Consider the following 13,086-nt stretch of genomic DNA (forward strand, 5'->3'; position numbering starts at 1 on the left):
TATAGCCCCGGATTTTCCTGTCTTTCGCTGCTATCTACCGAAGAACTGACCAGTCACAAGAAAAAAGTCATTACAGGCTTTTCAATAGGAAAACGCAACCGTAAGATGGCGTGCAATAACAAAAACAACAACCAGTCGAAAACATCAGGCGGTATAACAATAAACGCGAGGACGCGATGATGCACGATGTTGGTAGAGCTGTAATAAACCGTAAATTCAATTTTTCTATTCTCCCCGGGGCCATTGCTCTCCTCACTGCTGTGGCTTCTCACGTTCACGCCGCAGAAATTGAAGAAGTTGTGGTTACCGCACAGAAGCGAGCAGAAAACCTGCAAGAAGTACCTATCGCGATTTCCGCTTTCACCGGGGAAAATATAAAGGAAGCCGGTGTCAAAAATCTGACCGAGTTGGGGAAATATACGCCGGGCGTGGAAATGCACAATGATACCGCCCTGCAACCGACTTACAGTATTCGCGGGGTGCAAACTAACGATTGGACAGTGGGCTCCGATCCTGCGGTAGCCGTTTATGTGGATGGGGTCTATACCGGCCGCAGTGCGGGTGCAGAGATACCACTGACCGATATTGAACGGGTCGAAGTTCTCAAGGGTCCACAGGGTACGCTATTTGGTCGCAATGCTACCGGTGGCGCGATTCATATTATTACCACCAAGCCCCAGGCGGATGACTCTACAGAACTGAACCTGACAGCCGGTAACTATGGGCGTCAGTCAACGGATTTATTGGTCAATCGTCAGATCAGTGACAACCTGTATGGGCGTTTTTCTGCGTCAACCAATCGCCGCGATGCCTTCGCCGATAATTTGGCCAATGGTTTTTCTGCCGGGGATCAGGACACTCAGACCTATCGCGCCTCTTTGTTATGGGAGCCATCTAGCGATACCGAAGTCTTGTGGCGCGCCGATTACGGTGTGATGGATCAGGGCAGTGCTCTGCGGACAACAATTATCCCCAGCCTGAAAGGGGAAACCGATGTCTTTGGTGATTACGCCCTGGATACGCCGACGATTGAAGATCGGGATTCCTTTGGCACCTCCCTGACCATCAGCAAAGATTTCGATAACTTCACCTTTACCTCGATTACTGCTTACCGTGAGTTCGATGCGCATCTGCAACAGGATGAGGATGGCACCGCCAACCCGGACTATATGTTTGGCTCCGCGAATACGGATGATCAAAGCCAGTTCTCCCAGGAATTCCGCCTCAACGGCACTACCGACACCATCAAATGGACCCTGGGCGCTTCATATTCCGAAGAAGAGGTGGATCACACCACTTACGCCAATTTTACCACCGGCTCGGTGGAGTCCTTTGCCGTGTATGAGGGGGTCAAGGCTGCCTATCCAGATTTGACCCAGACCGAGCAGGAGGAGCTGGCGGTTATCACCCGTACGCAGTTACAGCAGGCGGGTCTGGAGGGAATTGCCAGCGCCTCCTTTGTTTACGATTTATTGGTGCAAAGGGGAGATATATCCGCACTGCTCAGCGAGCTCGGCTACCCGGACTCAATTAGTGCGGAAATGCTTCACGCGGATGATATGATCGGACAAATGATGGCGGGCTTTAATCCCTGGATAGCCTCGGATGCGCCTTGGGGGGAAAGTGTACGCAACACCGGTGATTACAAGTCAACGGCCATCTACGGCGATATGACCTGGAGTCTTACCGACAAGATGGATCTGACTGTCGGTGCCCGCTATACCTACGATCAGAAAGATTTCACCATCCAGACGGCCTATAACAACTATATTCCCCTGTCATTTTCCGGCGGAACGGTAAACTTGGTCGATGAAGATGGCAATTTTGTAGGCTCTATCTATATGCCTACACTTGACCTCGGGTCTGAGTTATTTGGCATTGTGTTTTACAATAATGGCCAGCTCGTTCTGGATGATAAACTCAGCGATAGCTGGAGCGATTTATCTGGGCGTATAGTATTGGATTATCGTTGGAATGACGATGTAATGACCTACCTCTCCCTGGCAGATGGCTTCAAAGCTGGCGGATTTAACAGTCTTAACTTTGGTCCCGGGGTGGAGTCATCATTCGACCAGGAAGATGTTGTTAACTTGGAGGTTGGCCTTAAGAGCAGCTTGTTCGACAACCGGGTGCGCTTGAATACCTCAGTTTACACCTATGAATACAGCAATCTGCAAGAGCTGGATTTAGTCGGCACCCCGATTCCCGGTTATAACCTGCGGAATTCAGATGCAGAGGGTACCGGGGCGGAGATTGAAGTGCAGTGGGCAGTAACAGAGAGCCTGTTTATTGCCGGTAACTATTCCTATCTGGATACAGAGTTTACCGATTACCAGGTCATTGAGGCGATTGGTGAGACAGAAGAGGACTCGAAAGTAGGCCAGTCCCGGGTATCAACGCCGGAGCACAAACTCAACCTTATGGCTGAATATACTGTAGCGCTGGCCTCTGGGGGAGAGCTTTTATTCCGTGGCGATTACAATTGGACGGATGAACGCATAGGTTCAATTACGGATCGCACACGGATTGTAGACGATTACCAGTTGTTTAACTTGCGAGGAGCTTGGAACAGCCCTTCAGATAGTTACTCCCTGGCGCTTTGGGTGCAGAATTTGACCGACGAAGAAATCGCCGGCGGTTACGGTGGTACCGGTGCTGCTATTGGTGCCAGCCCCGCTTGGCGCTTTATGCCGAGAATGTACGGTGCAGATTTGACCGTCCGATTTTAATTAACCCGTGGGTTAATACGGCACAGGGAGGTGTTGTTGTCGAATAAAGACGCTTCTGAAAATCTTATGCAGATATGGTGAGATAATTCAGGGCTTCTCAAGTAGACGATAACCGATAAGGTCTGTATGAGGTGAAAAATACCCATAGTTTGAAATGGGGTGTACAGAAGTTAACGAACCCGCTTGGTTTTGGTTCTTGATTGATTTTATTAGTGTATTCCTGTCAGCATGACGAGAGAGTGGGCCGGTTTATCCGGCCCTTTTTTTTATTTCCGCATAAAAAGAAAAATAAACTGGCACAGATATCCCCCTGTTAAATAGCGAGCCCGTAGGTTTACGCCTAAAACTGCGTATGATGATTTCAATAGAGAGGCAATGTATCCCGGTTGACTAGGAATATGGCAATACATATCGGTGAGGTAACTTTAGAGGAAATCCAATATCAGCTTCTGATGGATTACCAGAAAGTTCGCGCAGAGACGGAAAATTTGGCAGCGCCGTTGTCTGCTGAGGATATGCAGTTGCAATCCATGCCGGATGCCAGCCCCACCAAATGGCACCTGGCGCATACCAGCTGGTTCTTTGAAACCTTTATCCTGGCGCCGCAATTATCAGGTTATCAGGCCTTTAATCCGCATTTCAATCATCTGTTCAACTCTTACTACAATAGCCTGGGCACCCCCTTTGCGCGCCCCAATAGGGGGGTGATCTCGCGCCCGGATAGCTCCCAAATCTACGAATATCGAGCCTTTATTGATGATGCTATGCGCCAGCTGCTCAATGAGCAGCCGCTTTGTGACAATTTGGCAGCCTTGGTTCAGTTGGGGCTGAACCATGAGCAGCAGCATCAGGAATTGATACTGACCGATATCAAGCATGCGCTATCCGCTAATCCTATGATGCCGGCTTACCGGGATGCCTTGCCCGAGGATGAGGACGGGGTGCTGGAGCCGTTGCGCTGGCTCAAGATACCCAGCGGATTCTATGGGATTGGCAGTAATGGCGACACCTTCTGCTTTGATAACGAGGGGCCAGAACACCAGCAGTTTATCGATGAGTTTGTGATTGCCTCCCGTCTGGTAACTAATGCTGAGTACCTTGAATTTATAGAGGATGGGGGCTACCAACAGCATCGCTTATGGCTGTCAGACGGCTGGTCGTTGGTACAAAAGCAGCAGCAAGAACATCCGTTTTACTGGCGGCGGAATAGTAGTGGCTGGCAGCAGTACACTCTCTATGGTTTGCTGCCGCTAAACCCTGTCGAGCCGGTCTGCCACCTCTCTTTTTATGAGGCCGATGCCTTTGCCACCTGGGCTGGAAAGCGATTGCCCACCGAATTTGAATGGGAGGCCGCAGCTTGTCAATTGCGCCAGCCCAACCAGATGGCAGCGGCCAACTTCCTGGAAAAGCGTTTCTTCAAGCCTTTACCGGTACAGCGGAGGCAAACACAGTTTCTAGGAGATTTATGGGAGTGGACCTCCAGTGCTTACCTGCCTTATCGAGGTTACAAGGCGAGGGAGGATGCGGTGGGTGAGTACAACGGAAAATTTATGTGCAACCAAAAGGTTCTGCGCGGTGGATCTTTTGCGACTCCCGCTGACCATATTCGGATCAGTTACCGCAACTTCTTTTACCCACATCAATCGTGGCAATTTACTGGTGTCCGTTTGGCAGGAGACTAAGTGTGAAAGTAGCCGTATCAATGATGCAGGAAAGCTCATATCAGGACTATAAATTTCGCGAAGATGTTTTACAGGGGTTGGCAGGAGAGCAGAAAACACTGCCGTGTAAGTATCTATATGATGAAATCGGCTCCCAGTTATTCGAGAAAATATGTGATGTGGAGGATTATTATTTAACTCGTATAGAGGCTGGGATATTTAAGCAGTATTTGCCGGATATTGCCGAGGAAATAGGGCCGGGGGCGCTATTGATTGAGCCGGGTGCGGGCAACTGTGAAAAGGTAGAGGCTTTACTGCACTTGCTGAAGGACCCCAGTGGTTACTACCCGATCGACATATCTCCAGAGATTCTCTATCAAGCCGGACAGCGTATTAAAAAGAGTTTGCCGCATCTTTCCATCTGGCCGGAAGTGGGTGACTTCACCCAGGCAACGGTTTGGCGCAACATTTCAACTATTGACTCAAGAAAAAGAGTGGTTTTTTTTCCGGGCTCGACAATTGGAAACTTTGAGGCGGGTAGGGCGGAAGCTTTACTGGAAACCTTTGCCGCCAATCTGAGTTCTGGTGATGGCTTACTGATCGCCACCGATTTAGTCAAAGATTCAATAGTGCTTGAGAGAGCTTATCACGATAGGGAACATATCACGGAGCAATTTAACAAGAATCTGTTACAGCGAATCAACAGTGAACTGGGCGGAAATTTTGATTTGTCATTATTCTCCCACCGTGCCTTTTACCAGCCGTTGCGGCAGCGTGTAGAAATGTACCTGGTCAGTCTCAAGGAGCAGCGTGTTTCAGTTGCTGGAGAGCAGATAGTGTTCGCAGAAGGGGAGACCATTCATACGGAGAATAGTCACAAGTATAAAATTAGTGATTTTAATGCGCTGTTAAAGCAGGGCGGATTTGAGCCTGCTCGCTATTGGACCGATTCCTCTGAATCCTACGCTATCCACTATGCCCAGGCGATCTAATGGAATACTGGGTTTGCTGCTCTCGCTGATTACGCTTGGGGTGTCAGTGGGAATGGTTGTTGCTGAGGAAGATGTCGCGCAATATGCTGATAGCTTTGTTGTGTATAAGCACCCACTTTGCTTTTGCTGTAACCGCTGGATTGATCATTTGCGGGAGAACGATATTACCGTAACTGCCCATGCTGAAGTCAATATGGAAAAAGTGCGCAAGCAATGGGGGATTCCCCGGGGAATGGAAGGTTGCCATACGGCGGTATGGCACAACCAATATATCTTTGAAGGACATGTTCCAGCGGTCTATATCCAGCAATTTCTTTACGCCCCACCGGAAGGTGGTATTGGTTTGTTAGTGCCCGGGATGCCAGTCGGCAGTCCGGGGATGGAGGTGGATGGTAACTTTGAGCCCTATTATATTTACCTGCTACTCGAGGGTGGGGATTATCGCCCTTTCACTCGTATAGAGAAACCTTAGGGTGCCTCTAAATCACATCTATAGTGAGCCGAAGTAAATGATATAGAAATAGCTAACCGCTACACTGATAAGACTTACCGGTAACATTAACAAAAAAAATTGCCAGAAGTTAAATGGCTTTACCCCAAACTTTTCCGCCTGTTGCAATACTATCACATTGCTGGCAGCGCTGATGATAAAGAGGTTTCCTGCTGCTGTGGATATGGCTGATAGCATCATTAGTGTTTGAGTTTCTTTTTTATGCAGCAGGTTCAGGTAGATTTCTACTACGGGAACATTGGAAAACAGCTGGCTGGCAAAAAAGCTGACAAAGGTTACAGTTTTTGCCTCGGCCAAATTAATTTCGCTCCCGTGGAGGAGCAGCTGTAGCGAGCCGGATTCGAGCAGTGAACCAGTTACTATAAACATCGAGACAAAGAATAAGAGGGTAGTCCAATCCACTTCTCGCAGGACTCTTCTTCGCTTATCGCTTGCCAGATATATTGGAGAGCACGCCAGTAAACCGATTTGGCCTAAGGTTGGGAGGTAGATACCCTCTATACCATGTAACACATTCCTTAAAGCGATTAGGACTATCAGGAGGGCTGTCGAAAGTAGGGGTGGCCACTTTTGTGTTATCTGATTGTCTGTACTGGGCTGAATACCCACCTCGTGACTGGATTTGTCAACTTTCAGGAATCGTTTTAACCAGAGAATCGAAAATAGCATAGTGATCGCTGCTGGGATAAAGATCCACTGGACAAATACAAGAAACATATTGTCAAACTGCCCTGCATTGGCAATCAAGATATTTTGGGGGTTGCCAATCGGAGATACCATACTGCCGACGGTCACGGTAGCGCAGAGCAAAATAAGTAGGGGTACAGCATTCCAGTTTAAATCCCGTGCCATTAGCAGTGCGATAGGTACACCAATAACTGCTGCCGCATCATTGGTAAGCAGGGCGGCACAGCTCGCCATAATCAGGGCATAGCTTGCCAGCATGGTATTGGGCGTTTGCCGCGAAAGTATTCGTTTGCTGATTTGTGCGGAAATTCCTGTGTCATACAAAGCCGCTGCAATTGAAAATACAGAGAATAAATAGAGGATTAAATCCCAGTCAACGGCAAAAAAGGCATCCTTAAAGGTGATCTGCCCTAGGGCCAACAGTGCCGCTGCGCCAAGGGTCATAATATGCCAGATACGGATGGCTGGTGGCAGCCATTGGCGTGCGGCTATTAGGATAAAGATGATTGCCGAGATAGTTAAGCTAATAGACATCTATTCTTATTCCAGTGTCGCTAGCCCGAATTACTATTTCTGAGATGCTTTCCCCTGTGGCGGAATGCCCACAAAGCTATTTATCAGAGTTTAAACAAACCTCTTCTCTTTACGAGTCTCTTTATTGGGAATATACCTATGGGGCCTGTCTGGCGATCTGCTTGCGGGGGTGTGCTGGCAGTTGGCAAACAAAAAAACCGCGCTCTATATACAGGGGTATTTCGGTCGAGTATTAGTATTGATAAAAGCCCTGGCCTGATTTTTGACCGAGCAGTCCGGCTGTGACCATTTGCCGGAGCAGGGGGGCAGGGCGAAACTTACTGTCAAGGGCGTTCTCATAGAGCACTTCCAGCGTATTTAAGACCGTGTCCAATCCTATCAGGTCTGCTGTGGCCAATGGGCCGATTTCATGGTTGTAGCACTGTATAAAAATCTCGTCGACATCTTTTGCTTTGGCCAGTTTATCCTGTACTACCCAAATGGCCTCATTCATAAATAAATGGGAGATGCGGTTAGACACGAAACCGGGACCATCCTTGACTACTATGCTGTCCTTGCCAAGCTGTCTTAACAGGGTTGCAGTGATGGCCAGGGTCCGGTCGCTTGTGTGGTAACCATTAATAACCTCTACTGTGTGTTTCAGTGCCACCGGATTCATAAAATGGATGCCAATGATCTGCCCCGGCCGCTGTGTCAATGAGGCAATCCGAGTGATTGGGATGGCGGAGGTATTCGCAGCAAATACACAGTTGTGACGGCAAATTTTATCTATCGCGGGGTAGATTTGTGCCTTTACAGCCCATTGCTCGGTCACGTTTTCAATGACAAAGTCGACGGGCTCTAAGGCAGATAGTTGTCCATCGGTCACTACCTGCCCAAGAAGACTATCCAGATCCGTGTTGCGGTTAATCCGGCCCATCATCATACTCATTCTTAGCTGCTGGTGAAGGCGGTTTTTGGCTTGTTTCAGTGTGGAATGGCTATTTTCAATCAGGACAACCTGATGCCCGGTTTCAAGCAGTGCCTGGCTGACCCCGAGCCCCATCACCCCGGCACCTACAACTCCGACGACAGCAATAGAGCGATTATTACTGAACTCTGAGCTTTCCATTCTGTATAGTCCTAATTAAAAATATTGGCTTGCGGAAGTTTGTATACCTCTATTTTTGCTGGCGAATATTCAGCAGTTTTCTGGCTGTATTATATTCAGAGCGGCTATTAAAAATCACTCACAAGCGTGGCTCTTGTCACCGTTTTGTTCAGACATAAGTTGATGTATCTGTAGCTTATTAATTCTGGCTAAGCATCTCTGCCTTATTTATTCTGGATAAGCATTTGTATCGCTTTGAAAAAGGTGATTACATTTTACCTGTAAAATACTGGCAGGCACCAATTCCCAAATCGAGTCGCTGGCGGAAAATGGCTGCCAAACTTACAGAGTGGTTATGGGTGTCTCTAGTTGGGGGTATAAGCTTCAAAAAAATAATATGTAAATAATTTTTCATCAAATAAGGCCTCTATAAAACAATAATAACCTGTAAAAAATCATAGGTAGAGGCGCGCACTGGCCAACCCGTAATTCACAGCCCAGCCCCTGGGCTGTGAATGCAATCAATAAAAATTACTAATTCTGCGGGATAATGGAGTGAGGCTTGAATTTCCAATTCACTGAAAAACAACACCGGCTGCGGCAAAAAATTGCTCTTTTTACTTCTGAGTATATTTCGCCGTTTGCCGCTGAGTTTGAACGCCAACAATCGCTCCCCGATAGCTTGGTGCGATTGATGGCTGGGGAGCGCTACCTTGCGCCGACTATTGCTTCTGAATTTGGCGGTGCGGGGTATCAATGGATTGATTTTGCCATTCTGAATGAAGCTGTCGGTCAGGGGTGTAGCTCAGCTCGCAGCCTTATTACCGTCCACAGTATGGTGGCATACGCAATTGAGCGCTGGGGTAGTCAGCAGCAAAAGTTGGACTGGCTGGAAGACCTGGCCTTCGGTCGGAAGATCGCCTCTTTTGCACTCAGCGAGCCTGATACCGGTAGCAATGGTGCAGGTGTGGCTGCATCTGCTGAGCCAAGGGGGCAAGAATATACCCTTAATGGCCATAAACAGTGGATCTCTTTTGGCCAGATTGCCGATCTTTTGCTGGTTTTCGCCCAGCAGGACGGCAAACCGTTAGCCTGCCTTGTGGAAAGCAGTCGCCCGGGAATCTGCATTGAGCCTATCAACAACATAAGTGGCTGCCGTGCCAGCCTGCTTGCCAATATTTACCTCGACGACTGTCGAATTCCGAAAAGCCATGTTCTCGGTGGTATCGGTTTTGGATTCAGCGCCGTAGCGCTGTCAGCGCTTACGATCGGACGGTTAAGTGTGGCCAGCGGCTGTGTGGGTATGGGGCAGACCTGTATGGAAGCCAGTTTCGAGCACGCCGGCAAGCGCCAACAGTTTGCGCAACCGATTGGTGACTTCCAGCTGGTGCGGCGCATGCTGGCGAATATGAAAACCCGGCTAGAAGCGGCGCGACTGTTAACTTACCAGGGTGCGCTGGCTATGGATGCGGGGCTGTCAGAAGCTGATGAAAAAATCATGCTGGCCAAATATTTTGCTGCGACCACAGCCGCAGATGTGGCCCGGGATACGGTACAGATTCATGGCGCGCGCGGATGTATTGATGACCATCTGGCCTCCAGGTTTTATCGCGATGCCAAAGTTATGGAAATCATCGAAGGCAGTAATGAAATGCATCAACTGATATTGGGGGCGTCAATATGATAGTTGCTGGCAGCCCAGTTCAGGAACCGATGCTAGAAAACAAGAGCAAACCGATTAAATGTGTGGTCTGGGATCTGGATCATACCCTCTGGCAGGGCGTGTTACTGGAGAGCGACAGGGTTGATTTGAAGCCTGGTATAACCCGAGTCATTAAAGTTCTGGATAGCCGTGGCATCTTACAGTCCATCGCCAGCAAAAATGATTTTACTCTAGCCAGATCCCGGCTCAAGGCACTGGGGTTGTGGGAGTATTTTCTCTATCCACAAATTAGCTTTAATACCAAATCTTCAGCCCTGCAACAGATTGCCAGTGACTTAAATATTGGACTGGATGCACTGGCTTTTGTTGACGACCAATCCTTCGAGCGCAAAGAAGTTCAGTTTGAGCACCCACAGGTGACGGTAATTGATGCCGTACACAGTCTGTCAATACTGGACTGGCCCATTATGCAGCCGCAATTTCTCACCGGTGAAAGCATCGCTAGGAGACAGTTGTATAAAAATGATGAAAAGCGCCGCTATGCCGAGCGGGCTTTTATTGGCCCAAGCGAAGCTTTTCTAGCTTCCCTCAACATGGTCTTTGAAATTCATCCCGCTACTACCCGGGATTTGGAGCGGACTGAGGAGCTGATCCAGAGAACCCACCAGTTGAACACTACGGGTTATACCTACAGCGTCGAGCAACTCAAAACATTCTGTCAGTCCGATAATCATTTAGTTTTAGTCGCCAAGCTCAGCGATGATTTCGGCAGCTACGGCACTATCGGTTTTGCACTGGTTGAGCTGCGGGAGGCATGCTGGATTATCAAGTTGTTGCTGATGTCCTGCCGGGTGATGTCCCGTGGGGTCGGCACCATCATGTTGCACAGCATTGTGAATGAGGCCCGCAAAGAATCGGTGCGTTTACAGGCTGAATTTATTTGTAATGGCAGAAACCGCCAGATGTATGTGACATACAAGTTTGGTGGTTTCCGTGAAGTCAGTCAGCTCGGTGCAGTGCTGCTATTGGAGCATGAATTTAAGTATATCCAGTCATTGCCGGACTATGTCGAAGTGCGGTTCCAGTGTCATTGATATTGGGCCGTTTGGGTTTTGCCCACTAAACCATAAAAAGGAGACGAGTGATGTCAAAAAGCAAAGGGTTGACCAAGGAACAGAAAAAGCGGCTCTTACAGGGGGTGAAGGACAAGGGCCTGAGTGAGGACAGTGTTGCGGGGCATGTCGAAACCAGTGGTGGCGAATGCTATCTGACCGATAGTGTAGGTAAGGCGTCGCTGATAAAACCCCAGTATATCGAAGTTGAAAATTTGGATGACTTAAAAGCACTGGCCGGCAATGCCGACCAAGACTACGAAAATGGCACCATGGAGCGGCACCTACACGAGAACCTGCCCGACTGGGATATGGCAAAAAACAGCCACGGCCCGGAAGCCCTGTCGGCAGAGGAAAATAACAATATCGTCAAAGCGATGAAAACCTACGTCTATGGTCACTCCAGCCATGTCAAAAGCTATAAGGACGTTATTCACAAACACCATTTTCCCATGACCCTGATGGCTTTCAGCGCTGAGAATATTACGGTCAAATCGGGAGATACACTCAATGTCACTTCCGACTCCACTCCTGGCGCCGTTGCTGATATTGGCAAGCTGACCATAGAGGAGGGCGGGAGTATCAATTTTGAAGTCCACGCTACCTGGACCGTACAAGAATTCGTCAGCGAATAGCCGCTACAGCCTTATTCTCAATTTAACCTATTCGGGAGATGACCATGAGTGCCAGTGATTCAGTTCCGTACACTATCAGCGTTAAAGGCGGCGATGGCAGTAAAAATACCACCGCGCCACCGGCTCAGGGGGATGTGAGCCCGCCGCAGGCGGCTTCAGGGAAAGATGCCAAAGACGACGGTAAAAGTTGTGGTACCAAGGCCACCGATGGCGACGCTGGAACTACCGGAAAAACCGGGCAAGCGGGGCAAAATGGCGGCAATGGTGGTGATGCCGCCGTGATCAAGTTCACCAACAACGTTATGACAGGTCACTACTCTTTTTCAACTACCGGCGGCAGCGGCGGTGACGCCAGTCAGGGGGGGCAGGGTGGTCCCGGTCAGATTGGCGGCAAGGGGGGCAAGAGCTCCTCGCATTGCAGCGGTGGTAAACAGGGTGCGGGAGGTCAGGGCGGCCAGGGTGGGCCGGGCGGCCAGGGTGGTGATGGCGGTGATGCCGGTGAGATCTATATCGTTTATTACGCAGGTTCACCGGAACCTACCTTCGATGCGTCAACCCAGGGGGGCAATGCCGGCTCCAGCAATGTTGGCGGCGCCGGAGGTGAAGGCGGTAAGGGTGATCCAGACGGTGGTACTGGTGATACTGGGGATAACGGTGGTGAGGCCAGTGCCGGTAAGGGGGGTCAAGTGTATGTTAACGGCAAGGTGCTGTCTTCTAACCCGTGAGGCATAGTCATGGAGAAAATATATACAATTCAATCCCGAGGGGCTGCCGGTGCCAATGGAGTGTTTCAGGGCAATGGTGACACCGGAAAAGCGGGGCCTCCAGGCACCGATGGTGTCGAGGGAAAACACAAAACCTGTAAAACACCTGGGGGCGACGGCCAACCAGGCGACCCCGGCGGTAAGGCGCCTAATGCGCAAAACGGCGGAGACGGCCAGCGCCCGAGTGCGGTCAAAATGCAGTGCGTCGACTTTAGCGGAACTTTTAGTGTCCTGGCCTCGGGGGGCAACGGTGGCACTGGCAGTAACGGCGGCGATGGTGGCAGCGGTGGCGATGGTGGAAACGGTGGCAAGCAGCCGCAGGTTTGCCAAAGCGAACATGGTGAAACCGAGGGCGGTATGGGGGGGCAGGGTGGTAATGGCGCTAACGCGGGCTCCGGCGGTAAGGGCGGGGATGGGGGACAGGTGGAAGTTACCTATGACAAGACGCTGCCCTTGCCCGTTTCGGACGTCTCCAGCAATGGGGGTAATGGGGCTTCTGCGGGCGCTGCCGGGAAAGCGGGCCCTGGTGGCCAGGGTGGGCTAGGTAGCGATGGCAAGACCCGCGCCGATAGTGGCGGCTCAGGAGATCCCGGTAATGTCAGCCCGTCGGGCGATGGCGGCACGGGCGGTCAACCTAAGTACACCCCCCAAGAAAACCCAAAATACAAGCTGGTGCTTAATATCAGCTGAGCCAGAATGTCCGGTATC

The 13,086-nt window shown here is 50.0% G+C and carries 11 protein-coding genes; 9 read left to right on the forward strand and 2 right to left on the reverse strand.

Going from position 1 to position 13,086, the window contains the following annotated elements:
* The first annotated feature begins 176 nt into the window (after nt 1-176).
* From ACJJIF_RS03700 to ACJJIF_RS03715, 4 genes are all read left to right on the forward strand, one after another.
* A complete protein-coding gene (locus ACJJIF_RS03700) occupies nt 177-2,729 on the forward strand; it encodes a TonB-dependent receptor (RefSeq protein ID WP_444930897.1) in 2,553 nt (850 codons plus the stop codon).
* Nucleotides 2,730-3,127: 398 nt separating this feature from the next.
* On the forward strand, nt 3,128-4,411 hold the full coding sequence (gene egtB / locus ACJJIF_RS03705; protein WP_444930898.1) for an ergothioneine biosynthesis protein EgtB: 1,284 nt from the start codon (nt 3,128-3,130) through the stop codon (nt 4,409-4,411).
* 2 nt (nt 4,412-4,413) lie between these two features.
* Nucleotides 4,414-5,382, forward strand: coding sequence for an L-histidine N(alpha)-methyltransferase (gene egtD / locus ACJJIF_RS03710; RefSeq protein WP_444930899.1), 969 nt, complete (start codon nt 4,414-4,416; stop codon nt 5,380-5,382).
* A 52-nt stretch (nt 5,383-5,434) separates the two neighbouring features.
* On the forward strand, nt 5,435-5,854 hold the full coding sequence (locus tag ACJJIF_RS03715) for a DUF411 domain-containing protein (protein WP_444930900.1): 420 nt from the start codon (nt 5,435-5,437) through the stop codon (nt 5,852-5,854).
* An 18-nt stretch (nt 5,855-5,872) separates the two neighbouring features.
* On the opposite strand, the gene ACJJIF_RS03720 is transcribed toward ACJJIF_RS03715, so the two are convergent.
* Together ACJJIF_RS03720 and ACJJIF_RS03725 are read right to left on the reverse strand one after the other, a co-directional pair.
* Nucleotides 5,873-7,114 carry an ArsB/NhaD family transporter gene (locus ACJJIF_RS03720; RefSeq protein WP_444930901.1) on the reverse strand — a complete coding sequence of 414 codons (1,242 nt, stop codon included), beginning with the start codon at nt 7,112-7,114 and terminating at the stop codon, nt 5,873-5,875.
* Nucleotides 7,115-7,346: 232 nt separating this feature from the next.
* Nucleotides 7,347-8,225: a 3-hydroxyacyl-CoA dehydrogenase family protein gene (locus tag ACJJIF_RS03725; protein ID WP_444930902.1), complete on the reverse strand. Its 879-nt coding sequence runs from the start codon at nt 8,223-8,225 to the stop codon at nt 7,347-7,349.
* 541 nt (nt 8,226-8,766) lie between these two features.
* On the opposite strand from ACJJIF_RS03725, the gene ACJJIF_RS03730 reads away from it, so the two are divergent.
* The 5 genes from ACJJIF_RS03730 to ACJJIF_RS03750 are packed head-to-tail and all read left to right on the forward strand — an operon-like array spanning nt 8,767 to nt 13,068.
* Nucleotides 8,767-9,888: an acyl-CoA dehydrogenase family protein gene (locus ACJJIF_RS03730; protein WP_444930903.1), complete on the forward strand. Its 1,122-nt coding sequence runs from the start codon at nt 8,767-8,769 to the stop codon at nt 9,886-9,888.
* Between the two features lie 29 nt (nt 9,889-9,917).
* Complete coding sequence (locus ACJJIF_RS03735) at nt 9,918-10,961, forward strand: HAD-IIIC family phosphatase (RefSeq protein ID WP_444930904.1); 1,044 nt, start codon at nt 9,918-9,920, stop codon at nt 10,959-10,961.
* A 50-nt stretch (nt 10,962-11,011) separates the two neighbouring features.
* Entirely contained in the window at nt 11,012-11,614 is a 603-nt protein-coding gene (locus tag ACJJIF_RS03740; RefSeq protein WP_444930905.1) for a hypothetical protein, read from the forward strand.
* A 44-nt stretch (nt 11,615-11,658) separates the two neighbouring features.
* A complete protein-coding gene (locus tag ACJJIF_RS03745; RefSeq protein ID WP_444930906.1) occupies nt 11,659-12,339 on the forward strand; it encodes a hypothetical protein in 681 nt (226 codons plus the stop codon).
* 9 nt (nt 12,340-12,348) lie between these two features.
* Complete coding sequence (locus ACJJIF_RS03750) at nt 12,349-13,068, forward strand: hypothetical protein (RefSeq protein ID WP_444930907.1); 720 nt, start codon at nt 12,349-12,351, stop codon at nt 13,066-13,068.
* Nucleotides 13,069-13,086: the final 18 nt, after the last annotated feature.

The sequence above is a fragment of the Microbulbifer regidiadema (SeqCode) genome, assembly GCF_052467605.1.